The sequence below is a fragment of the Acaryochloris sp. CCMEE 5410 genome (genome assembly GCF_000238775.2).
Classification (GTDB): Bacteria; Cyanobacteriota; Cyanobacteriia; order Thermosynechococcales; family Thermosynechococcaceae; genus Acaryochloris.
Genome location: NZ_AFEJ02000002.1, coordinates 1,356,694 through 1,378,516 on the forward strand (window position 1 = coordinate 1,356,694; position 21,823 = coordinate 1,378,516).

Genomic DNA, 21,823 nt, shown 5'->3' on the forward strand with positions numbered 1-21,823 from the left:
CAAAGTGGACTCAAATCTATTGAACACTGACTGGATAGTCAGGGGTAGGGGTCAGGAGACGACTGAAGGCATAGTTCCCCAGCTTTAGCGTAATCGCATAGGATTGAGTTTGTCCTTGATTGAGGTCACCATCACTCACTTTAGGTAAAGTCACTGGGTTAATCCCTTCCCCCCACAAATAGAAACCCAGGCTTAAAACTGGATTTGCGTTTTTCCAAAGTTTCGCTGCTCAGTTTCTTACAATCATCCGCCTGTGTTGTTTTGAACCTGAATTTTTCAGATTCTGTCTCTAAAAATTGACAGCCAGTTTGAGTCAATTTAATCACTTCTACAGGTTGATCGACATCGCTGGTTTGAGTGTTTGAATCACAGCCTTCCACAAGGACAAATGCGAATAAACTTTCATACCGAATGAGTCTAGATTGCATAGGGTTTCATCTCATCAAGGGGGCTAAAGCAAAGCCCTATCTCAAGTTTAAAGTTGTACAGATGATATCGCCCTGACCCCTAAATAAATTTTTCCTGAGAAGTATGTAGAATCAACCCAAACAGGCTTTAGGGTCACTGTTTAAAATCCTTCAATCCTGCCATAAATCACTTTCTTAACCAATCCCAATCTCCTTCTCAGCAAAATTTCAGATTAGTCAGTCTCAATCAAGAATGTCTGCCTGAACCTTCTGAAGAATTCGCCAAAAGAACTTCCTATTTCAGCCAAATTTCCATTTAATGCAACAATTAATTAGGCAATTTTAGTTGCACCAAAGATTAATCCGTCATGGAGAGTATCAATGAAAGTTAAATATATGGCAATGGTTGCCACCGTTTCTCTACTCAGTGTTGGTGGCCTGGTGATCGGTTGCGCTAATCCCTGTGCTGCTCAAGATAAGAACGGAGCCGAAACAACTGAAACAGCAGATCCCTGTGCTGCAAAGTCAGGCGATCCCTGTGCTGCCAAAGATGACCCCTGTGCTGCCAAAGGAGATCCTTGCGCCGCTAAAGATGACCCCTGTGCTGCCAAAGGAGATCCTTGCGCCGCTAAAGATGCCCCCTGTGCTGCCAAGGCAGATCCTTGCGCTGCAAAAGATGACCCCTGCGCTGCCAAATCTGAAGACCCCTGTGCAGGCTCCTAATCCTTTTCCCCATAGCCTTCGTTAAGGCTGTGCTCAATTACAACTACAGATAACGATAGAATGCTGGAGGTAGATACTATGGTGTCTACCTCTGTTCTATCTGCTGTTTTGCGAGAATTTGATCCATCACCATTGCCAACCAGAGATCCAAGCAAATGCACTGGGACAGATAGTTAGCAAAACCGTTTTCAATGATTAATCAGATGAAATCAACCACTATGTCTTTACGTGTCAAGTTTGCCTGTTTCTGTGTGGCGTTTGCATTGCTCTTCAGCAGTATTATCAGCCCGCCTGCCCTTGCGGTGACTCAAATTCAACTTAAGGATCTCACCTATGAAGAATGCTCTGCTGAGGTTGGCAAAGGAACCGTCACCAGTGGAGGACCAATCATGCGATTGGCCAACTGTTTTATCATTTCGGGGACAACGGTCAACAAATCCGGCAAACCTGTGATGGATGCAGACGTATTTGGCCGTATCTTTGATGCAAACAACAATCCAGCCATGGAAAACCGGGGACGGTTGGGAGCCATTGATATCGTTGAGCCTGGAGAAGGCACTTTCGAGCTAAGGGTGAGTGTTCCCGATGCCCTAGAAACCCCCTTTAAACTTGAACAGTTTAAGGCAAGCGGTTTTACAGCCAAAGTCCGTTAACGACTATTAATTTAACCAATAAAAAACAACCTGAGTTCAGCGTTAGAACTCAGGTTGTTTTTTATTTCAGAATAATGAGAAGACTGGCGAGCCTATAGCCGTTATTTCTAAATGGCGATTCCAGTCACAGCCTGCTGTAGGAACTGTAAAAGGAAAATAGCCAGAATCGGTGAAAAGTCGATGCCACCTAGAGGGGGAATGATGGAACGAAAAATATTGAGATAGGGATCAGTAAGCTGACTCAAAACCGAAAAGGGTGCACTACTCCAATCAATATTGGGGAACCAGCTTAGCAAAATCCGAATGATTAATAGAGCGAAGTAAATTTGTAAAAATGTTGCGAGACTACTAGCAATTAATGCTGTGATTTCGGTTGCTGCCATGGTGATGTATATGGGATTAGTCGTACAAGGTAGATTAATACTGATATCCATCAGTTTAGCGGATGTTTTGTAGTCAGGGTATACGGTGAGATTGTGAGATTGCCGTTCGAGAGGATCGGCCATCCACCACTATGGGGATACCCGACATCATCTAAATTCACCTAAGCAGTTTCAAAAGCGCGATCGCCCGCATCTCCTAACCCAGGAACAATAAACCCTTGTTCATTCAAGCCTTCATCAATCGTCGCAGTATAGATTTGTAAACTCGGGTAGTTTTCACCCAATTGCTTCAGCGCTGGGGGCGCTGCCACGACTGAGATAATCCGAACTAACTCTGGATCAGCTTGGCGTTGGGTGAGTTCCTGCATGGTGGCCATAATCGAACCGCCCGTGGCTAGCATCGGCTCTGTGATCAAGATGCGAGTTTGGGGCAGAAACTGATCTGGAAGTTTATTCAAATAACAGTGAGGTTGCAGGGTTTCTTCATCGCGCGCTAAACCCAAGTGGTAGGTGGCGGCTCTCGGGATGACACTTTGTGCGCCCTCTAGTAATGTCAGGCCAGCTCTGAGAATCGGTACCACTGCAACGGGTAGTTCAGGATTGATCACAGCAGCGGCAGCAGGACCTAAAGGTGTCTCAACTGTTGTTTCTACTAAAGGGAACCATTCCCGCATGGCTTCGTAAGTCAGCCATCGACCTAGCTCCGTCATCGCCGTCCGAAACATTACCCCTGGTGTATTCCGATCGCGGGCCACCGCCAACCAATGCTTAATTAAAGGATGAGGAGGAACATATACCCGAAGTTGAAGCGCCATATGGTTACTGAAGCAGGTTAGGAGCAAAGCAGTTCGTTCTTGAACCTGACCTATCATACGCCGTTTAATCCCTTGCCATCGGTGTCGAAACACAGACACCCAAAATTTTATTGAGAATTAATTGCAATTAGTCGGCAACTGATCTATATTTATTCATGTGTTCTCCTCTCAGAGGATTCGGCAGGTGGGGCCAAGGCGTTAGCGCAGCTTGGTTCCATTTTTTTTGAGGGGTTAGGTCTACAACAGCAGTCAAGGCTGATTCGTTTCTCTTTCAAGCAGGATAATAAAAGAGAAACATCCTACTAGCCCTTGCCCATGCCATCCTCTCTAAACAGCGGTCCTGATCAGACAATTAATTATGATGCCATCGTCATTGGCTCAGGGATTGGAGGATTGGTAACAGCGACTCAACTCGCAGCAAAAGGGGCCAACGTATTGGTTTTGGAACGTTACCTCATTCCAGGCGGAAGCGCAGGGTACTTTGAGCGCAGTGGCTATCGGTTTGATGTTGGGGCGTCCATGATTTTTGGATTTGGAGATCAGGGCACAACTAATCTGTTAACCCGCGCTTTAGCAGCCGTTGACCAGCACCTTGAGACCTTTCCCGATCCCGTCCAAATTCACTACCATCTCCCTCAGAACTTAGACCTGAAGGTGCATAGAGACTATGAGAAGTTTTTGCAAGAACTGATTTCACTTTTTCCCCATGAGCGCCGTGGCATCCGCCAGTTTTACGACACCTGTTGGCAAATCTTTAATAGCCTTAACAGTATGGAGTTGCTGTCTCTAGAAGAGCTTGGCTACCTAGCCCGTTCCTTTTGGCAGCATCCGGGCAGTTGTTTTCGGCTATTGCAGTATTTACCCCGCAATGTCGGGGACTATGCTCGGCGATATATCAAAGACCCTATTCTTCTCAAGTTTATTGATATGGAGTGCTATTGCTGGTCGGTGGTACCAGCCGCCCAAACGCCCATGATCAATGCTGGTATGGTGTTCTCTGATCGCCATTATGGCGGGGTGAATTATCCCAAGGGTGGGGTGGGTCAAATTGCCCTCAAGCTAGTGGAAGGACTAGAAGCTTCCGGGAGCCAGATTCGCTATCGGTCCCGGGTCAATAAAATTGTCTTGGAGCAGGGAACAGCCGTTGGGGTTCAGCTAGCCACGGGAGAAACCTACCGCGGCCAGCAGATTATTTCTAACGCCACTCGCTGGGACACGTTTGGCCATTTAGTAGATGAAGTTCCGCCAGCAGAAGCCAAGTGGCGACAACGCTATACCAAGTCTCCTAGCTTTTTAAGTCTGCATTTAGGGGTGAAAGCAGAAGCACTCCCTACAAACTTAGATTGCCATCATATTTTGTTGAGCGACTGGGATAAGATGGCTGAACCTGGCGCAACGGTATTTGTGTCCATTCCCACACTGCTCGACTCCTCGTTAGCCCCACCAGGACATCATATTGTCCATGCCTTTACACCAAGTTGGGTTAAGGATTGGCAGGTGAGATCGCAAACTCAATACAATGCCCAAAAACAAGCGGCAGCCCAAAAACTGATTAGCCGATTGCAACAAATTATCCCCAACTTGGACCAGCATATTCATCATATGGAAGTAGGCACGCCCCGCACCCACCGCCGCTTCCTTGGTCGCCAGGACGGCACCTATGGCCCTATCCCTAGCCGTCAACCCTGGGGTTTAGTGGGTATGCCCTTTAACCGCACCGCCATTCCTGGGTTATATTGCGTCGGGGATAGTACCTTTCCAGGGCAGGGCCTAAACGCCGTTGCTTTTTCGGGGTTTGCCTGTGCTCACCGAGTCGCCAAAGATTTGAAGCTATGACTAGCCCTGCTCCGCTTTTTCCAGGATTTCACAAGATTAGAGTTGACGGATTGCCGTAATGTGTTGAATGATAGTGAATCGCAGTTAATGCACAGCCAGCGGAACTGGCGGAATTGGTAGACGCGCTAGGTTCAGGTCCTAGTGTCTGCAAAGACATCCGGGTTCAAGTCCCGGGTTCCGCATCTTTTACACACTATGATTACCAGCTTGCAAAATCCGCTGATTAAACAAATGCGGAAGTTGCAGCAGGTCAAACATCGCCGCCAGCAGGGCAAGCTGCTGCTCGAAGGCACCCATTTACTCCAGTCTGCCTGGGAGCAAAATTGGTCCTTTGAGATTGTTTGCTATACAGATAGATGGCAAGCCAAATATCCCCAACTATGGCAGCAAATTCAAGGCCGAACGGTTCGGTTAGAGCAGGTCAGCCCAGAGGTCTTGCAAGCCACGGCAACTACCGTGCATCCTGATGGCGTGGTAGCAGTCGTCAGTCGACCAGCAACGCCAGCGCTACCGATTCAGACCCTAGGACTAGCCTTAGAGACCATTCAAGATCCGGGCAATCTCGGGACCTTGATTCGGACCGCTGTAGCAACTCAGGTGGAAGGGCTGTTGCTCAATCAACAGTGTGCAGATCTAGAAAGTCCCAAAGTATTGCGGGCTTCAGCCGGAGCTTGGTTTCATCTTCCTCAGCGGGCAACGGATACATTCATCACCGTATTACAAACGTATCAACAACAGGGCATGCAGCTTGTTGCTACGGTTCCCCATGCATCCCAAACCTTTTGGCAGGTGGATTATCGCCAACCCACCCTAATCTTAATTGGCAATGAAGGCGCAGGGTTATCCCAGCCTGTGTTGGATTTGGCCGATCATCAGGTCAATATTCCCATTGCTCAAGGGGTGGAGTCGTTGAATGCTGCGATCGCAGCTGCGCTTCTCCTCTACGAAGTCCGTCGGCAGCGTGATGGCAAACCAACTTGATTACGTTCAATAACATCCAAGAGACTCCGCCCCAGAAGCCCATAGAATAAAACTACCTAGTAAAGCTGCTGCAATTTTTAAAAATTTTCTATGACCACTGAAACGTCCTCTGCCAATGAAGTTGCTGCTGATGATTATGTTGTCATCGGTCTAGCGACCTGCTTTGTCAAAAAAGATAATAAGCTGCATCCAGTCAAAATCGTAGAGCCGATTCCTTCTGCCGCTCTAGAAGCGATTCTCAAAGGGATTCCCACCTCCTACGAAATGGCAGTTGCAACCACAGTTGGAGCAGTTTGGTCTAATGAAACACCTCAAGCTCCTTCAGGATTTCCGGCTGAAGCCCAATTCTGTGATGAGTTTTCTTTCCGCCTCCAAGCCACAGCCCGCAGTTATCGGTCACGCCCCGTTGCCAAGGAGCACCTAGCACCAGGAGCCCTAAAAACAGACTTCAACTTCTCCACAGAACGGAAACGAATGCTCAATGCAGACCGCACGGTCAGTACTGAAGACAATGTCAAACAGCATTCCCATACCCATAAAGTCCTCTAATCAGGCCATATAGCTGACTTAGTCTGTCGATTATTCCTAGTCCATAGGTCCCGCCCAACCTATTTGGTTTGCTCGGGTCTGATTCTGCTGGGCAAAGTGAACATTAATTTTACTGACAGCACAAAAAATTAAAGCAAGACTTTAGAAACGCTAATCCGTTGTGTTGATAGCTATTCTAGAGTTTTCTCCCTAAGGAAAAAGAGGGGATAAATAAAACTGTATTTAATGATACAAAATCTCTGTGATCCACTCTCTTAGGATATTAGGCTAAATCCTTAGCTTGACTCACCCTGAGCATTTTTGTTTGACCGCTTTTTATGAGCTTGGTAACATTTCTACCCCAGGGAATGCACTTGAGCTTGCTATTTACTGTTAAGGAGTAATTCATGGCCCAATCCCCCCAGGACATTCTGAATTGGATTAAAAACGACAATATTCAAGTCGTTGATCTTAAATTCATTGATATGCCAGGTATTTGGCAGCACCTGACCCTTTATCAAGATCAAATTGACGAAAGTAGCTTCACCGATGGTGTTGCATTTGATGGTTCTAGTATCCGGGGTTGGAAAGCCATCAACGAATCGGATATGGCCATGGTGCCTGATCCCAATACGGCTTGGATCGATCCGTTCATGGAAGAGCCCACTCTGAGCATGATTTGTAGCATTCAAGAACCTCGGACCAAAGAACCCTACGATCGATGCCCTCGCTCCATTGCTCAAAAGGCATTGGATTACCTCGCCACCACAGGTATTGGTGATACCGCATACTTCGGTCCTGAAGCTGAATTTTTCATCTTCGAAGATGTACGCTTTGATCAAACTGAAAATTCTGCCTATTACTATGTAGATACCAAAGAAGGTCGTTGGAATTCTGGAGCCGTTGAGGAAGGCGGTAACCTAGGTTATAAGCCCCGCTATAAGGAAGGCTATTTTCCCGTTTCTCCCACCGATACCCTTCAAGATATGCGGACGGAGATGCTGTTGACTATGGCTAAGTGCGGGGTGCCCATCGAAAAGCATCACCATGAAGTAGCCACGGGTGGCCAATGCGAACTGGGTATCAAGTTCCAGCCGATCATCGAGTCAGGGGATAGCTTGATGATCTATAAGTATTGCGTCAAGAATGTTGCCAAAAAATATGGCAAATCAGCGACCTTTATGCCCAAGCCCCTGTTTAACGACAATGGGTCGGGAATGCATACTCACCAGTCCATCTGGAAAGCTGGGCAGCCTCTATTTTGGGGAGATGGCTATGCCAATCTGAGCCAGACAGCGTTGCATTACATTGGCGGTATCCTTAAGCATGCCCCGGCATTATTGGCCCTCACCAACCCCACCACCAATTCTTATAAGCGTTTGGTTCCGGGCTTTGAGGCTCCCGTTAACCTGGCCTACTCTCAAGGTAACCGCTCTGCATCCATTCGGATTCCGCTTTCTGGTCCTAATCCCAAAGCAAAGCGTCTAGAATTCCGTTGTCCTGATGCTACTTGTAATCCATATCTCGCCTTTGCTGCGATGCTCTGTGCCGGGATTGACGGGATTAAAAATCAAATTGATCCAGGCAGCTCTTTGGATGTTGATATTTATGATCTCAGTCCTGAAGAACTCGCCAAGATTCCTTCTACCCCCGGTTCCTTGCTAGAAGCTTTAGAAGCATTGCAAAATGATCATAACTTCTTAGTCGACTCGGGTGTCTTTACTCAGGACTTCGTTGAGAACTGGATTGAGTACAAACTCGACAATGAGGTTAACCCCATGCGGTTGCGCCCTCATCCCTATGAATTGTCCTTGTACTACGATGTCTAGGACAGGTGTTCTAGGCTAGAGTCAAAGTGATTTACAACAAAAGCTGCCTGTACAGGCAGCTTTTGTTGTAAAAAGCGATCAAAAATATAGATTCCTTTACACTTAACTTAATATAAATTTCATTATTGTAGACTTCGAAAGTGATTGATCTTGATTGGCAGGCTAGATAGCGGTCGCTGACCTACTTTTCTTTGTTCTCTAAATCACAATCTAGTTTGAAAACGATGACCTAATGGTAGGTTATCGTTTTTTAGTAAGGTGATTTGAGGTGGAAATCAATGTATTGAGGCACTACCAAAAACTTGGTAGACAATAAAACATGCTATCTTGTCCGAAATCATAATCAAGTTCAGCATGCCAAGAACTAGGGGAGTAGTTTGGCATCAGCAACTTGGTTTTATTCCTAGACATCCATTCAACACAGATGATGTCATTATTTTCTAGTGAAGTAAAAGCCTTCTCTATAGATAGACGGGGATGTTTCACGCGTTAGAAAAATGAGTGCAATTGTGCCAACCCTATGAATCTCAAATCCTTAAACCAAGTATCAGATGCTAGCCAGGCCCCTCAAGACGATGGGCCAACAACAAAAACTCCTCTCTCAGGTCATCAAGACCAATTATTACAGCTGGCTCAACAGCGTAACCTGGAAGCTCTGACAACACTCATCGATCAGAAGCTAGCAGAACAGGTCGTGAAGGTCGCTGAAATTGAGTTTAAAAATGATTTGCTACAGCTCAGTGTAGAGTCCTCTGAAGTTCCTGAACAGTCCGTGACTGTACCTCTGATACGAGATTTTTTGAGTCAATTACGATTGCCTGAAGTAACAGCAGTGACCATTTATGGCCAAAAATTGGGTCAAGAGCTGCCGTTTTGGATGGAAGAGGTAGCTTTGGATTTGCTGATTCTGGATACGCAAGCCTTAATGCCTCAAACTATGGCTGCAGGAAGTGCTGAAGTTACAGCTGAAGAGCCCTCCCCTTTACCTGAGGCAGCACCATTACCCAGTGAAACTGCCCTGGATATAACAGCAAAGTACGAAGCAGGTGAACGCAATTTTGCTCGAATCAACCTTAAGGATGAGGCATTGCCGGGTATTAATCTGACCTTAGCGGACTTACAAGAAGCTAATTTTGTATGGTGCAATCTAAGGGAATCGAGTTTAAGCCATGCCAACCTTACGAGTGCCCAGTTGCGTCATGCGGATTTAACAAATGCCAATCTGCAGGGTGCAAAGTTACAGGGAACGGATTTGCAAGGGGCCAAGCTACAAGGGGCCAACTTAAGCTGGGCTGTTTTACGAGGCACCAACTTAACCGATGCAGATCTAACGGATGTTAATTTGCAAAATGCCACCCTAGAGCGTGTGATTATGCCCGATGGCACTATGCTTGATTAGATTATTTTGGGACTTCACCCCCCTGTTTCTTAATAGCTATTACTCAATTTCTAGGGATCTTGGATTTTCATTTATCAATGAAATTTCAGGTGCCAGACAAGTGAATTATTTCTAGGGATAGTATAAATTCTTATCAATATACGATCTCAATAAAACTCAAGTCTGAAAATATTGTTTTCAAATAGAGATAAGTATCTCAAAAGTTTTTGGGCATTATTTTCTATAGAGATCTATTACCTGCCTAGCATTATCTTGCAGGTGGAGTCATTTTGCATGATTATTCCTGAAACTGAACCTCCTCAACTCCCTAGCTCTTCCCAACAACCGACGATAGAACCATTGAATGTAGAAGATAGTGACCTTACCCCACCAACTGCGGCCCAACTCAAAATGCAATTACAACAAGCCATTTTGTTGGGGGATGTCACCAATGAAATTCGCCAAAGTCTGGATACAACTACTATTTTCCAAATCGCGGTTGACAAAGTTCAAACTTTACTACAAGTTGATCGAGTCGCTATCTTTCAGTTCGATCCAGCCACAGACTATAAACAGGGCGTTTTTGTCGCCGAGAAGGTTATTCCTATCTATTACTCTGCCGTGGCTGCACGGGTTCAAGATGATAGTTTTGGTGAAAATTATGCGACCAAATATCAATTGGGGCGGGTATTTGCAGTAGCCGATGTCTACGATGCTGGACTCAGTGACTGTCATATCCAGATTTATGAACGCTTTCAGGTCCGAGCAACATTAGTAGTCCCACTGCTTCAAGGAGAAAAATTATGGGGGCTGTTATGTATTCATCAATGCTCAAGACCCCGGGCATGGAAATCTGCAGAAATTGAGTTCATCAAAAAGTTAGCCGATCAGCTCAGTGTGGCCCTTAAACAAGCAGAGCTACATGAACAAGCTTTAGAAAAATCTCAGCAGTTACAAAGTGCTCTCAATCAAGTGAAAGCTCAAAAGGAGCGGGAGGCATGGCTCGCCCAGTATGAGCGGAACATCACCCAAATTATTCAAAATATTCACCAAAATCTAGATATTGAGGATATTTTTAAGGCTACGACTCGGGATATTCGACAGTTTCTAAAATGCGATCGCGTTGCGGTCTACACCTACAGTTCTGATGGCGCAGGGGAACTGCTTTTAGAATCTTCTGATACTCATCTACCACCATTATCCAAGAGCCAGGGGGCGAGTATTTGGCAAGAAATCTATTTAAATGCAACCCCAGACAACACCAGAGACTGCATCCCATTGGTGTCAGATATTGCTCAGCAAAACCACCCGGCCGGACACTTAGCCTTACTCAATCAATTCCAGATTCGGGCCTATATGCTCGTTCCCGTTTTAATTGGTGGCCAATTTTGGGGTTTATTAGTCACTTGCCAGCAAACCCCCCACCAATGGGACGACATTGAACAGAGTCTTCTGCGACGAGTGGGAGACCAATTAGGTGTCGCCTTACAGCATGCAGAATTAATGTATCAACTACAAAAATCCAAAGAAAAAGCAGAAGCTGCAAATCGTGCCAAAAGTGCTTTTTTAGCCAATATGAGCCATGAATTACGGACTCCCCTCAATGCCATCTTGGGATTTAGCCAGCTGCTCAATCGGGATAAAAATCTAACTCCCAAGCAAAAACAAACCCTTACTTCAATTAATCGCAGTGGTTCTCATTTATTGAATCTCATTAACGATGTCTTGGAAATGTCCAAAATTGAGGCAGGCCGGGTCTCCCTCAACTTCAAGAACTGTGACTTGATGAGTTTGTTGGATTCTATCCAAGAAATGTTTTTACTCAAGGTGGAATCGAAGGGGTTGAAATTAATGGTTGATAAAGCCCCTGACTTACCACCCTACATTCGGACCGATGAAAGTCGGCTTAGACAAGTCTTGATCAATGTATTGACGAATGCCCTCAAGTTTACTGAACAGGGTAGCGTGGCCCTTAAGGTGTATACCCAACCTCTAATATCACCTGATTTAGTCCCCACCCATGACGATGGCAACGCTGTGGCAGAAGAAAACCAACCCAATATCTACCTCTGCATTGATGTGGAAGATACGGGAGTAGGTATTTCTGCATCTGAAATGGGCAACCTGTTTGAAACCTTTACCCAAGCCTCAGCAGGGCGGAACTCCACAGAAGGAGCCGGGCTAGGCTTGGCCATCTGCCAACATTGTATCGAGCTAATGGGCGGTAACATCCTGATTGATAGCAAAGAGGGACAAGGAACCACGGTCCAGATCAAGGTACCCGTTATGGCGACCCAGACAAAGTCGGTGGATCACCTCGATGTTCCCATGGTGCAGACCCTAGCGCCCGGACACCCCCACATTCGCATGCTAGTCGTCGAAGACAATCCAGAGAATGCTCAGATCGTCATTGATTTAATGACTTCTGTCGGGTTTGAAGTGCAGTCGGTGGTCAATGGTCAACAAGCGGTTGCCTGCTGGCAAACCTGGCAGCCCCACGTCATTTTGATGGATTGGCAGATGCCCGTTATGAATGGCTATGAAGCAACGCAAACCATTCGCACCTTGGAAAGTCAAGCCGGATATACTATCCATCTTCAGGCTTCTCAAGATTCAAGTAGCAGCCCATCGGTCCTCTTTCCCCTCAACAATACGATTATTATTGCCCTCACAGCTAGCGTTTTTGAAGATACAAAGCAAGAATGTTTTGAAGCAGGTTGTGATGATTTTTTGCGCAAGCCATACCAACAAAGTGTTCTTTTTGAGATGCTAGCTCAGCATCTCAACCTCCAATATCTATATGATGAGTGTCCTCAAAATATCAATTTTTTACATTCATCAAGCCCTCAGAATATGCACCAAGGAGGTATTGAATACCAATTATCCCAACTTCCTAAACCGTGGTTAGCTAAACTGCACCAAGCGGCGATTGAACTCGATGAAGAGCAGATGAGTCAGCAGTTTGTAGAGATTACGTCTGACTACCCTTATTTAGCCACTCATTTAACGAAATTATTCCAAAATCTGCAGTTTGACCACATCGTAAACCTTACTCAAGCAGCCCTTCAAATCAAAAAACGGTAATGTCGTTCGACTATAATTCTATGCAGATCAAGCTAGAAATTCTCAAACATTTTTTATTTTGCTTTTGTCTCCATAGAATTTATTTCTTTGATCTACTCAATAAAAGCCATTCCATGCATCAAATAGTCTTATCTAAAGTATTTTTAATTACATAAATGCAGACAAAACTCTATTTCAAAAACCCCCTTGTGTCCGCAATTTTGCATCAAAGAACACGCCTCATTTCTTTTTTTCGCCTCTATCCTAGTCCCAGGAAGGAATACTCTTCACGAGGGAAATCCTAGTAAAGATACGGAGGAATATCTACATATATTTTTTTAAGATCAAGACAGCATTAGCTAACCTTTGAAAGGATCGAAGCTAGTTTATCCCTTTAGCAGTGCAAGTATCCCTTTTATTGCCAACAATATGGGAGACCCAAACTTCAATAGATTAAATTACGAGCAATGAAAAATAGCACTGCGAATATTTTGATTGTTGATGACAACGTGGACAATTTAAATGTCTTAGCTGGAATGTTGGCAGAACAAAACTATAAGGTCAGACGAGCCATTAATGGATCAATTGCACTCAGAGCAATCAAAGCGTCGATCCCTGATCTAATTTTGCTAGATATTGTGTTACCAGATATGACTGGATATGATATTTGCACCCAATTAAAACAGCATCCAAGCACCCAGGACATCCCGGTTATTTTCATTAGTTCCCTCAATGACGCCGAGGACAAAGTGAAGGCATTTGCGGTAGGCGGCGTGGATTATGTGTCTAAACCCTTCGAAATGGCTGAAGTCTGCGCTCGGATCCGCAATCAGCTAGAAATTCAGTTCGCAAAGGCAGAAATCGAATCTCTCAATGCCGAGTTGGAGCAACGCGTTCAAGAAAGGACCGCTGAACTGACTGCCGTTACTGTAACCCTAGAGAAACAGATCCAGGAACGCCAAAAAGCCGAACAGGCCTTGCGACACAGTGAAAGTCGCTTCCGAGCAATGATTGAAAATGCGTCTGATCTCATTCTTTTACTCGATCCACAGGGGATAGTTCATTACTCTAGCCCCTCTGTGGAAAGGAATCTGGGATATCTCCCCACCGATCTGCAGGGGCAATCCTTAGTCCATTTACTCCATCCCCAGGATCAGTCTAATATTACCCAATTATTAGCCGAGGTACTGGCAACGCCCAGCAAAGTTGCCGTTCCCCTAGAAATTCGATGGCAGCACCAAGCAGGACACTGGTGCACACTAGAAGCGATGGCCCAACAGTTTGCTGATACCAGCGGATTTTCCGGCATTGTAGTCAATGCTAGAGATATTACCGAACGACAAAAAATGGAGGCGATGCAACGAGCCTTAGAACAGGAACAAGAGTTAAGTGAACTGAAACTCCGCTTTTTCTCCATGGCATCCCATGAGTTTCGGACGCCCCTAAGTGTCATTCTGATGGCAGCTCAGATTCTTGGCAGCTCGGAGTCCCAGAGCCTAGACAGCAAACACCAGCGGAATATTGAGCGTATCCATACGAGCGCGCAATATTTGGAAAAGATGTTAGCAGATATCTTAGATATTGCTCGGTTAGAAGCACAAAAAAGGGAGTTCAATCCACGACCCGTTTGCGTGAAAACGATGTGCGATCGCATCCTGGATACACAGCAAACCTCCCATGGGGGAATTTCCAGAATTCGCTGTGCCTATACGGGGTTATCTGCGGAAATAGCCCTAGATCCGGATCTGTTCCAGTCTATTCTGAACAATCTGCTTGCCAATGCCCTTAAGTATTCGGCCCCAGAGAAATTGGTGCAGGTCAAGTTAACGCAAGAGCTAGACCAAATTGAATTAATGATCATCGATCAAGGCATTGGGATTCCTAAGGCTAGTCAATCCCAATTATTTGAAGCCTTTCATCGGGGGAATAATGTGGGTGAGATCGAAGGATCAGGTTTGGGATTGGCCATCGTCAAAAAATGTGTTGATCTTCATGGCGGCCATCTGTCATTTGTGAGTGAGGCTTCTGGTACCGCCTTTACGGTAAGATTACCGATCCAGACCAATCGACACCAGGCTGATCCACTCATTAGACAGACCGTAGCTTAGGCAGTAATGGTAGGGGGGACATGAGACTTTTACTGGTAGAAGATGACTACCCACTGGCAGCCGTGTTTGCGGAGGCCCTGGAAGATTCTGGCTATATCGTCGATGTCGTCCATGATGGAGAAGCCGGTTGGTATCAAGCAACGGAATCAGAATATGGCATTATTCTGCTAGATTGCATGCTGCCAAAGCTTGATGGTTTGGGGCTATGCCAGCGATTACGTGCCCATGGCTACACCATTCCCATCTTGATGATGACGGCCCGAGATGCCAGTACAGATAAAGTTCTGGGTTTAGATGCAGGGGCTGACGACTATCTGGTTAAGCCCGTCGATTTACCAGAGTTGTTAGCTCGGATACGTGCTGTCCTCAGGCGAGGCACAGCAACCCCTTCCCCCTTGTTATATTGGGGCGATCTCTGTCTCCATCCCTTAAACCACGAAGTGACCTATGCCAGTCACCCCGTTAAGTTAACCCCCACTGAATTTTCACTCCTAGAACTGTTCCTGCGCAGTGGATTACGGGTACTTAGCCGCAAAATTATTATTAGCCATCTTTGGGATTTAGAAGATCCGCCTGGGGAAGAAACCGTTAAAGCCCACATCAAAGGGTTACGGCAGAAACTAGCAGAAGCCGGCGCACCTAAGACGTTCATCGAAACAATTCGGGGGGTTGGCTACCGGATGCAGCCGATTCCGTAAATCTTCCCGCTTTCTTCCCGCTTTCTCCCTTTTCTCTTTACTCTCCCCAAATATATTGAGACTAGGTCACATCAAAGTGGCTTTTCGTTTCACAACGCACAGAAATCTGCTGGCCTTATAGGGGGAATTATGACATCGACTACTTTTCAAGTATCAGACTCAACGAATGTCTCGATTGCACAACCGGATTTATATGTATCACTTTTAAATAAAAGTTTCCTATTTTCCTCAGCTGGAACCCAGGAAGATTATGCCCATCAATTATTAGAGCTTAATGGCCTTGCTTGTCAGCTCAATCAGCTGCTCCAACAAGCTCCCGAGCATCATTGTGCTCAAAGTGCCGTGGGAGTCGTTATTCCCAGTGGCTTAACAGCCAAAGAAGCCTATCCATTGGGTAAAGAACTCGGCCAGCAAGAATATCAACATTTTGTCGCCTTAGCCTCTACACCCCAGCGATACCTGTTACCCGAGCAATTACTCGTACTGATTGACTGGTGGTCCCAATCTTATTTGTCCCATTATGGTCAATTACTGATTGACGCAACCCGCTCATCCGATACCTATATTTATTTAGAGGTGTTGAGCACCTCCCATATCAGCCTCAAGCAGGACGAGCATCATCCCGATTGCGCCTTCTATGGGGGGCTAATTGCAGGCTTCTTTAGTGGCTTAGTGGATCGTGATTTTGAGGTCATTGAGCCAGATTGGTGGCAAGCAAAAGGCAAACGCTGCCATTTTCTAATGGCTCCCCAATCGGAGCTGGATGCCCAATTCTTTTGGCAAACCGTTGATACATTATCAGCCTAGGGGTGCGGAAAGGAAGATGACCATGATCACAACCTATTCTAAACCCGCTACGCCAGAGCGCATCAGCAATGATGTCACCACCACAACCTGTTATTACATTCGCAAGCTGCTCGCGACCTATTCGGGTGAACTACAGTCTTTTATTGCTGAAGGAGCAGGCCTTATTGCCGATGCGAAATCCGATCTCAATCATGTTTTGGAAAGCTTATATTTAGACGAACCCGACATCAGCGTGATGGCTCGAGAGCTGGAGGTTTTGGCCCAACTGCATCGGAGTTTAAGTGGCCAGGTTAAAGATAGTATCAGTATCCCAGGGCAACTCGCAGAAGTAGAAAGGCGGATTTTCTGGGTTCTAGGTCTCAAGAGAGTCGATCGATCTGGGAAAGGTTAAGCCATCCCTGATAACTTAAATTCTCGTCAATATAAACCGAGCGACTGCAAAGTAGATAAACACCCCTAACACATCAACTGCAGTGGTAATAAACGGTGCTGACATCAATGCCGGGTCAAACCCAATCGCCCTAAAAACGAAGGGAAGGGCTGATCCGGCCACGGAGGCCAAAATGGAGATGGCGATTAAACTGATACCGACTGCGATCGCAACCGCTAAACTGCCCTGGAGAAAATACGCCCAAATCACCACAATCACCCCCAACATCAAGCCCAATATGGCACCAGCAGACGCTTCTCGCTGAATCACCCATAGGGGATGATTGGCCTGGGGCTGATCGACATTTAGACTGCGAATAACCACCGTTGAGGACTGGGCTCCAACATTACCTCCCGTCCCAATTAATAACGGAATAAAACTAGACAAAGCCACAACCTTCTTGAGCATATCTTCCTGGCTATGGATCACAGCGGTTGTACCCGTATTAGTCAACAGCAACACCAACAGCCACACCACCCGTCTGCGGGCAACCGTGAGTAAATTCGTCTGAAAATAATCATCTCCTCCGGATTGTACCCCGCCCATGCGGTAGATATCTTCAGTCGTTTCTTCTTCAAAAATATCAATAACGTCATCAACGGTGACAATCCCCACTAGGCGTTCTTCTCGATCTACCACTGGCATCGCCAGAAAATCGTAGCGTTGAATCGTCCGAGCCACCTCTTCTTGGTCCGTATCCGTACTGACAGACACCACATCCCGAGTCATAATTTCGCCAATGGTTTGCTCTGGCTGAGCCGTCACCAAATCCCGCAAAGAAATAATTCCAGTTAAATGGCGGGCAATATCGACCACATATAGGTAATACACCGTTTCTGTGAACCGGGCTAGACTCCGAATTCGTTCCAATGCCTGAAAGACATTTAAGTTCTCCTTTAACGACACATATTCCGGCGTCATAATCCGCCCCGCCGTACCTGCTTCGTATCCCAACAACAAGGCAGTGGCTTGCCGTTCAATCAGGCTGAGCTGCCCTAGTAGGCGGCTAACCACCTTCGCAGGTAGTTCATCAAACAAGCGAGCCCGATCGTCCGGGGACATCTTATCGACAATATCCAAGACATCTTGCCGTTTAAACTCTTCGATCAGAGATTGCTGAACGTTGGAATTTAAATTCTCATAGACTTCAATCGCTTCATCTTTAGACAACAAGCGAAAGGCAATGGCCTGTTTAGCCTCCGGGAGTTCTTCGATCGCTTCCGCAATATCTGCCGGCTGTACCGGAACCAGCAAGGCTTTTGCACCTTGTAGATTCCCCTGCTCTAACAGCATCAGCAGTTGAGATCGCACCAGCTCCCGCAATTCCTTGCGGGAAACCACTTGTAATCTGGAATCAGCATTTTCAGTCAAGCCAGATCCTCTTAGATATACGCCTTGTAGTGCTGGCAATCCAATCATTAGGCAGCCACAGCACAAGTGACCCCTTACTTCACAGGTTCTAAAATATAGGTCCACTCAAACACTGCCAGCCCTTAGTTTACGCTATTGTGAGGGCGGTTGTGGGAAATGCTGATGCGGGAGTCACTACCGCGATCTTTTCTTCCTTCTACAGACCCACTCAGACTTAAATCGTTATCTGCAGATGGTAGATAAAGACTGCAATCTGTCTCCCGCTGCGCAACTCATCCAAAGTTATGTTAGGGTGGGTTCCTATGTTAGAATACATGGGCCTCAGAGGGGTCGCTAACTCAACGGTAGAGTACTCGGCTTTTAACCGATTAGTTCCGGGTTCGAATCCCGGGCGACCCATTTTTTTGGATTCAACACCCCATACTTGAGATTAAGCTACCGGAGAACCCGCTAGACAGGGTAGGATATCTAAAGATTAGCGTAAGAATTCGGCGCAGTTTTCGCTTTTTATCGACGACAAACATTTAGGAGGATCAACTATGGCGCTTGTACCAATGCGGCTTTTGCTCGATCATGCCGCCGAAAACGGCTACGGCATTCCGGCATACAACGTGAACAACATGGAGCAAATCATCTCCATTATGCAAGCTGCAGATGAGGCAGATAGCCCCGTAATTTTGCAAGCTTCTCGTGGTGCCCGTAGCTATGCGGGTGAGCATTTTCTCCGCCACCTAATTACAGCTGCGGTTGAGTCCTACCCTCATATCCCCATCGCGATGCACCAAGACCATGGCAATAGCCCTTCCACATGCTATTCCGCCATGAAGAATGGGTTTACCAGCGTCATGATGGATGGTTCCTTGGAAGCAGATGCTAAGACCCCTGCAAGCTTTGAGTACAACGTTGATGTGACCCGTAAAGTTGTACAAGTCGCTCATGCCATCGGCGTCAGCGTTGAAGGTGAACTAGGTTGCTTAGGTTCCTTGGAAACGGGTCAAGGTGACAAGGAAGATGGTCATGGTTTTGAAGGGACCCTCAGCCGCGACCAGCTCCTGACTGACCCTGACGAAGCCGTTGAGTTTGTTGAGCAGACTCAAGTGGATGCCCTAGCCGTTGCCATTGGCACTAGCCACGGTGCTTATAAGTTTTCGCGTAAGCCTACCGGTGAAATTCTAGCCATTAGCCGCATTGAAGAGATTCACAGCCGCTTACCCAACACTCACTTGGTCATGCACGGGTCTTCTTCTGTGCCCCAAGAGTGGATCGACATGATCAACGCCCATGGCGGCAAAATTCCTGAAACTTATGGTGTTCCTGTAGAGGAAATCCAAAAGGGAATCAAGAGTGGTGTTCGCAAGGTCAATATTGATACTGACAATCGTTTAGCGATTACAGCCGCTATTCGGGAAGCAGCCTCTAAAGATCCTAGCAACTTTGACCCCCGTCATTTCTTGAAGCCTTCTATCAAGTACATGAAGCAAGTTTGCCTAGCTCGTTATGAGTCTTTTGGCACTTCTGGAAATGCCAGCAAGATTAAGCAACAGCCCCTAGACATTTTTGCCATTAAATATGCCAAGGGTGAGTTGGATGCAACGACTAAGAAAACTGTAACTGCCTAAACCAGTGGTGCAAATTTAGGTGGTGCGATTACACCACCTAAATTTGTCGAACGGCATTCCCACTCTCAGTATGTTTTAAGTAGAAGTGAAGACTGACTTAATCCAGTTCCAAAGAACATCAAGAAGGCCATGAAATATATTTCATGGCCTTCTTGATGTTTTAATATCTATGGATGCCTACCCTTTTAGAGCTTTCTAAGAAAGGGAACCGGGTTAATCGCACCTTTACCCGCAGGATGGAGTTCGAAGTGGGTGTGAGGCCCAGTACTGAGTCCAGTGCTCCCCATCTCAGCAATCTGTTGGCCTTGGTAAACAGATTGTCCAACGCGGGTTTTAATACGGTGGTTATGGGCATATAAGGTCAAGCTACCATCTGGGTGGCGGATCTCAACTAAATTGCCATATCCCCAGCGATTCCAGCCTGCAGTGGTCACAATGCCAGGAGCAGATGCTATGACCGGTGTACCCACAGGGGCAGCAATATCGATACCCCGATGGGGTCGTCCCCAACGCCAGCCGAACCCAGAAGTCAGAATGCCTTTAGCAGGCCACAAATACTTTTGGGGGCCCGGAAGCATTTGGCTAGGGAGGTAACGATCAACGGAAGAAAGAGGCGGTAACTCTAAACTCGGAACCTGAGGCAACAGATTACGAGTGGCGATCTTCGTCGCATCACTATTTAACTTCGTACTGGGGGCCGACTGAATCGGTAAAATAGCGACCGGCGGAGAGGCTTTAGTTGCGAGAGACTTGGTATCATCCTGGGTTGCTTTAGGCTCCTTGGATGTTTCAACCGTTGTCTTTTCCCCTTCCCCTAACACATCACTTGGCTTCGTCTTTGTCTCAGAATCGTTAAGAGCAACAATGTCCTCAACTGTTGTTAACGACAAGGACAGGGATTGATGGGCAGGAATGCGAAGCTTCGTTTCTGGCCCAATAGAAGCAGGGTCACTAATGCGATTTGCCTTCGTGATTTCCTTTGCCGAAACCTGGTAAAGGCGAGAGATATCGTCTAACGTCTCCCCCGGCTTGACCTGATGAACAATTGCTCCAGAGTCGATGAGAGCTGAGTTTTGCTCGTTCGGGATGATCGTTTGGGACAAATCGATATCGGGGAGGACAGCCAGGGAGGTAGAGTCCACTGATTTGACAGCAGTCGTGTCCTCAGGGCTATCTTTCTCAGACGTTGAGACATCCAGCGCTTCAATCCCTTGGGGGCTGCCCTCAAGGGTGGCAGACAAGTCTAAGGGATTGTTAATGGAAGCTAAACTCAACTCAACATCTGACTGTTCGGATTGAGGCAGAAGCTCATCTAAATCAAGTAGGGGTTGGCTAGGTAACTCAGCCAACAGGATAGGCTCCACCTCTAGGATGGCTGATGTGCTGAGTTCTACACTCTCTTCAATATTGTCAAGGTCGAGAATATCGATGGCTTCTAACAGATTTTTAGAGGTCAAGGGAGTCGTCAGCTCGTCAGCCAACTCTTGAGACACTCCAACCAAGGTACTTTGCGTAAAAGAAACGCCTGCCTTAGACACTAGTGATTTAGAAGATTTTTCAGACTCCAGAGGTGCAGATTTAAGGGCCAGAGAACCAACCGGTTTAGTAGTCAGCAATGTAGTGGGCTTTGACCCTAGAGTTGGCTCAGCTGCAATGAGTGCAGATGAGCGCTGTACAGTCCGCTGTTGAAATAGCCTAGAGGACTGGGTGAGGTTCTGGTTTGAATAAGCCGATAATTTATATCGAGGAGAACCGATCAGATCTGGCAACTGCACAGATGTAGAGGTGGATAGCTTTTGATGAGCCGGAGAAACGGCAGCTACAGCCGTCTGCCCAGTTGTTAGTCCGCCGATGGCACTGACCGTGATCATGAAACCTAGAACACTGACAGAACGAGTTCGACGAAGGAGAGTTGATACCCCTGACGAAGTGATATCAATCTTCTGCGGAATTTCTCGTTTCAATGAGGACCTCCTAGATGCGTAATGTGTCTCTGAATGACTCAGAAAAAGAACTGAGTGTATAACTGCGTTTGAGAGCTGGAATATAAGTTTTTAATTATCTCATAACATTGTTCTTAATGTTTGAGTGATCATGTCGTATCGAGAATCATATTAGGTAAAAATACCTTGCTTCTCTAAAATAAACAAGTTTCAAGTCGGTGCAGGCTAAACATGCTTGAATTAGAACCCTG

The 21,823-nt window shown here is 46.4% G+C and carries 19 protein-coding genes and 2 tRNA genes; 15 read left to right on the top strand and 6 right to left on the bottom strand.

Annotated elements, in window-relative coordinates:
• Positions 1-16 precede the first annotated feature (16 nt).
• Positions 17-154 (bottom strand): hypothetical protein, encoded by a 138-nt coding sequence (locus ON05_RS27095; RefSeq protein ID WP_010478066.1) that lies wholly within the window; start codon positions 152-154, stop codon positions 17-19.
• Positions 155-158: 4 nt separating this feature from the next.
• Positions 159-428, bottom strand: a complete 270-nt coding sequence (locus ON05_RS27100) for a hypothetical protein (protein WP_010478067.1) — start codon at positions 426-428, stop codon at positions 159-161.
• 360 nt (positions 429-788) lie between these two features.
• Here ON05_RS27100 and ON05_RS27105 point away from each other — a divergent pair, with 360 nt between their 5' ends.
• Both ON05_RS27105 and ON05_RS27110 read left to right on the top strand, forming a co-directional pair.
• Positions 789-1,130, top strand: coding sequence for a hypothetical protein (locus ON05_RS27105; RefSeq protein WP_029315502.1), 342 nt, complete (start codon positions 789-791; stop codon positions 1,128-1,130).
• A 191-nt stretch (positions 1,131-1,321) separates the two neighbouring features.
• Complete coding sequence (locus tag ON05_RS27110; RefSeq protein ID WP_396150230.1) at positions 1,322-1,783, top strand: hypothetical protein; 462 nt, start codon at positions 1,322-1,324, stop codon at positions 1,781-1,783.
• A gap of 107 nt (positions 1,784-1,890) precedes the next feature.
• On the opposite strand, the gene ON05_RS27115 is transcribed toward ON05_RS27110, so the two are convergent.
• Both ON05_RS27115 and upp read right to left on the bottom strand, forming a co-directional pair.
• Positions 1,891-2,166 (bottom strand): YggT family protein, encoded by a 276-nt coding sequence (locus ON05_RS27115; RefSeq protein ID WP_029315503.1) that lies wholly within the window; start codon positions 2,164-2,166, stop codon positions 1,891-1,893.
• 161 nt (positions 2,167-2,327) lie between these two features.
• Positions 2,328-2,981 (bottom strand): uracil phosphoribosyltransferase, encoded by a 654-nt coding sequence (gene upp, locus ON05_RS27120; RefSeq protein WP_010478073.1) that lies wholly within the window; start codon positions 2,979-2,981, stop codon positions 2,328-2,330.
• A gap of 315 nt (positions 2,982-3,296) precedes the next feature.
• On the opposite strand from upp, the gene crtH reads away from it, so the two are divergent.
• The 11 genes from crtH (at position 3,297) to ON05_RS27175 (ending at position 16,600) form a co-directional block, all read left to right on the top strand.
• Positions 3,297-4,817 (top strand): carotenoid isomerase, encoded by a 1,521-nt coding sequence (gene crtH / locus ON05_RS27125; protein WP_010478075.1) that lies wholly within the window; start codon positions 3,297-3,299, stop codon positions 4,815-4,817.
• Between the two features lie 98 nt (positions 4,818-4,915).
• Positions 4,916-4,999 (top strand) — tRNA-Leu (locus tag ON05_RS27130).
• Positions 5,000-5,012: 13 nt separating this feature from the next.
• Entirely contained in the window at positions 5,013-5,798 is a 786-nt protein-coding gene (locus ON05_RS27135; protein ID WP_010478077.1) for an RNA methyltransferase, read from the top strand.
• Positions 5,799-5,888: 90 nt separating this feature from the next.
• The gene (locus ON05_RS27140) at positions 5,889-6,347 is read left to right on the top strand and encodes a hypothetical protein (protein ID WP_010478080.1); all 459 of its coding nucleotides are present in this window, start codon (positions 5,889-5,891) and stop codon (positions 6,345-6,347) included.
• A gap of 386 nt (positions 6,348-6,733) precedes the next feature.
• Positions 6,734-8,155 (top strand): type I glutamate--ammonia ligase, encoded by a 1,422-nt coding sequence (gene glnA / locus ON05_RS27145; RefSeq protein ID WP_010478081.1) that lies wholly within the window; start codon positions 6,734-6,736, stop codon positions 8,153-8,155.
• A 520-nt stretch (positions 8,156-8,675) separates the two neighbouring features.
• Entirely contained in the window at positions 8,676-9,554 is an 879-nt protein-coding gene (locus ON05_RS27150) for a pentapeptide repeat-containing protein (RefSeq protein ID WP_010478083.1), read from the top strand.
• Positions 9,555-9,827: 273 nt separating this feature from the next.
• Positions 9,828-12,617, top strand: coding sequence for a GAF domain-containing protein (locus ON05_RS27155; protein ID WP_010478085.1), 2,790 nt, complete (start codon positions 9,828-9,830; stop codon positions 12,615-12,617).
• Between the two features lie 446 nt (positions 12,618-13,063).
• Complete coding sequence (locus ON05_RS27160; RefSeq protein ID WP_262562387.1) at positions 13,064-14,704, top strand: response regulator; 1,641 nt, start codon at positions 13,064-13,066, stop codon at positions 14,702-14,704.
• A gap of 20 nt (positions 14,705-14,724) precedes the next feature.
• Positions 14,725-15,402 (top strand): response regulator transcription factor, encoded by a 678-nt coding sequence (locus ON05_RS27165; protein WP_010478090.1) that lies wholly within the window; start codon positions 14,725-14,727, stop codon positions 15,400-15,402.
• 129 nt (positions 15,403-15,531) lie between these two features.
• Positions 15,532-16,209, top strand: coding sequence for a hypothetical protein (locus ON05_RS27170; protein ID WP_010478092.1), 678 nt, complete (start codon positions 15,532-15,534; stop codon positions 16,207-16,209).
• Positions 16,210-16,231: 22 nt separating this feature from the next.
• The gene (locus tag ON05_RS27175; protein ID WP_050857521.1) at positions 16,232-16,600 is read left to right on the top strand and encodes a hypothetical protein; all 369 of its coding nucleotides are present in this window, start codon (positions 16,232-16,234) and stop codon (positions 16,598-16,600) included.
• Between the two features lie 15 nt (positions 16,601-16,615).
• On the opposite strand, the gene mgtE is transcribed toward ON05_RS27175, so the two are convergent.
• The gene (mgtE, locus tag ON05_RS27180; RefSeq protein WP_010478095.1) at positions 16,616-18,058 is read right to left on the bottom strand and encodes a magnesium transporter; all 1,443 of its coding nucleotides are present in this window, start codon (positions 18,056-18,058) and stop codon (positions 16,616-16,618) included.
• Between the two features lie 279 nt (positions 18,059-18,337).
• On the opposite strand from mgtE, the gene ON05_RS27185 reads away from it, so the two are divergent.
• Together ON05_RS27185 and fba are read left to right on the top strand one after the other, a co-directional pair.
• Positions 18,338-18,409: transfer RNA gene (locus tag ON05_RS27185), tRNA-Lys, on the top strand.
• A gap of 140 nt (positions 18,410-18,549) precedes the next feature.
• Positions 18,550-19,629 (top strand): class II fructose-bisphosphate aldolase, encoded by a 1,080-nt coding sequence (gene fba, locus ON05_RS27190; RefSeq protein ID WP_010478097.1) that lies wholly within the window; start codon positions 18,550-18,552, stop codon positions 19,627-19,629.
• Between the two features lie 185 nt (positions 19,630-19,814).
• On the opposite strand, the gene ON05_RS27195 is transcribed toward fba, so the two are convergent.
• Positions 19,815-21,593 (bottom strand): M23 family metallopeptidase, encoded by a 1,779-nt coding sequence (locus ON05_RS27195; protein ID WP_236619094.1) that lies wholly within the window; start codon positions 21,591-21,593, stop codon positions 19,815-19,817.
• Between the last annotated feature and the right edge of the window lie 230 nt (positions 21,594-21,823).

What these genes read in the sequence shown, in the direction of transcription:
- ON05_RS27175 (WP_050857521.1), top strand. Translation starts at nt 16,232, where the DNA reads ATGATCACAACCTATTCTAAACCCGCTACGCCAGAGCGCATCAGCAAT.
- crtH (WP_010478075.1), top strand. Translation starts at nt 3,297, where the DNA reads ATGCCATCCTCTCTAAACAGCGGTCCTGATCAGACAATTAATTATGAT.
- glnA (WP_010478081.1), top strand. Translation starts at nt 6,734, where the DNA reads ATGGCCCAATCCCCCCAGGACATTCTGAATTGGATTAAAAACGACAAT.
- ON05_RS27170 (WP_010478092.1), top strand. Translation starts at nt 15,532, where the DNA reads ATGACATCGACTACTTTTCAAGTATCAGACTCAACGAATGTCTCGATT.
- fba (WP_010478097.1), top strand. Translation starts at nt 18,550, where the DNA reads ATGGCGCTTGTACCAATGCGGCTTTTGCTCGATCATGCCGCCGAAAAC.
- ON05_RS27100 (WP_010478067.1), bottom strand. Translation starts at nt 428, where the DNA reads ATGCAATCTAGACTCATTCGGTATGAAAGTTTATTCGCATTTGTCCTT.
- ON05_RS27110 (WP_396150230.1), top strand. Translation starts at nt 1,322, where the DNA reads ATGATTAATCAGATGAAATCAACCACTATGTCTTTACGTGTCAAGTTT.
- upp (WP_010478073.1), bottom strand. Translation starts at nt 2,981, where the DNA reads ATGGCGCTTCAACTTCGGGTATATGTTCCTCCTCATCCTTTAATTAAG.
- ON05_RS27150 (WP_010478083.1), top strand. Translation starts at nt 8,676, where the DNA reads ATGAATCTCAAATCCTTAAACCAAGTATCAGATGCTAGCCAGGCCCCT.
- ON05_RS27105 (WP_029315502.1), top strand. Translation starts at nt 789, where the DNA reads ATGAAAGTTAAATATATGGCAATGGTTGCCACCGTTTCTCTACTCAGT.
- ON05_RS27160 (WP_262562387.1), top strand. Translation starts at nt 13,064, where the DNA reads ATGAAAAATAGCACTGCGAATATTTTGATTGTTGATGACAACGTGGAC.
- ON05_RS27115 (WP_029315503.1), bottom strand. Translation starts at nt 2,166, where the DNA reads ATGGCAGCAACCGAAATCACAGCATTAATTGCTAGTAGTCTCGCAACA.
- mgtE (WP_010478095.1), bottom strand. Translation starts at nt 18,058, where the DNA reads ATGATTGGATTGCCAGCACTACAAGGCGTATATCTAAGAGGATCTGGC.
- ON05_RS27135 (WP_010478077.1), top strand. Translation starts at nt 5,013, where the DNA reads ATGATTACCAGCTTGCAAAATCCGCTGATTAAACAAATGCGGAAGTTG.
- ON05_RS27165 (WP_010478090.1), top strand. Translation starts at nt 14,725, where the DNA reads ATGAGACTTTTACTGGTAGAAGATGACTACCCACTGGCAGCCGTGTTT.
- ON05_RS27140 (WP_010478080.1), top strand. Translation starts at nt 5,889, where the DNA reads ATGACCACTGAAACGTCCTCTGCCAATGAAGTTGCTGCTGATGATTAT.
- ON05_RS27155 (WP_010478085.1), top strand. Translation starts at nt 9,828, where the DNA reads ATGATTATTCCTGAAACTGAACCTCCTCAACTCCCTAGCTCTTCCCAA.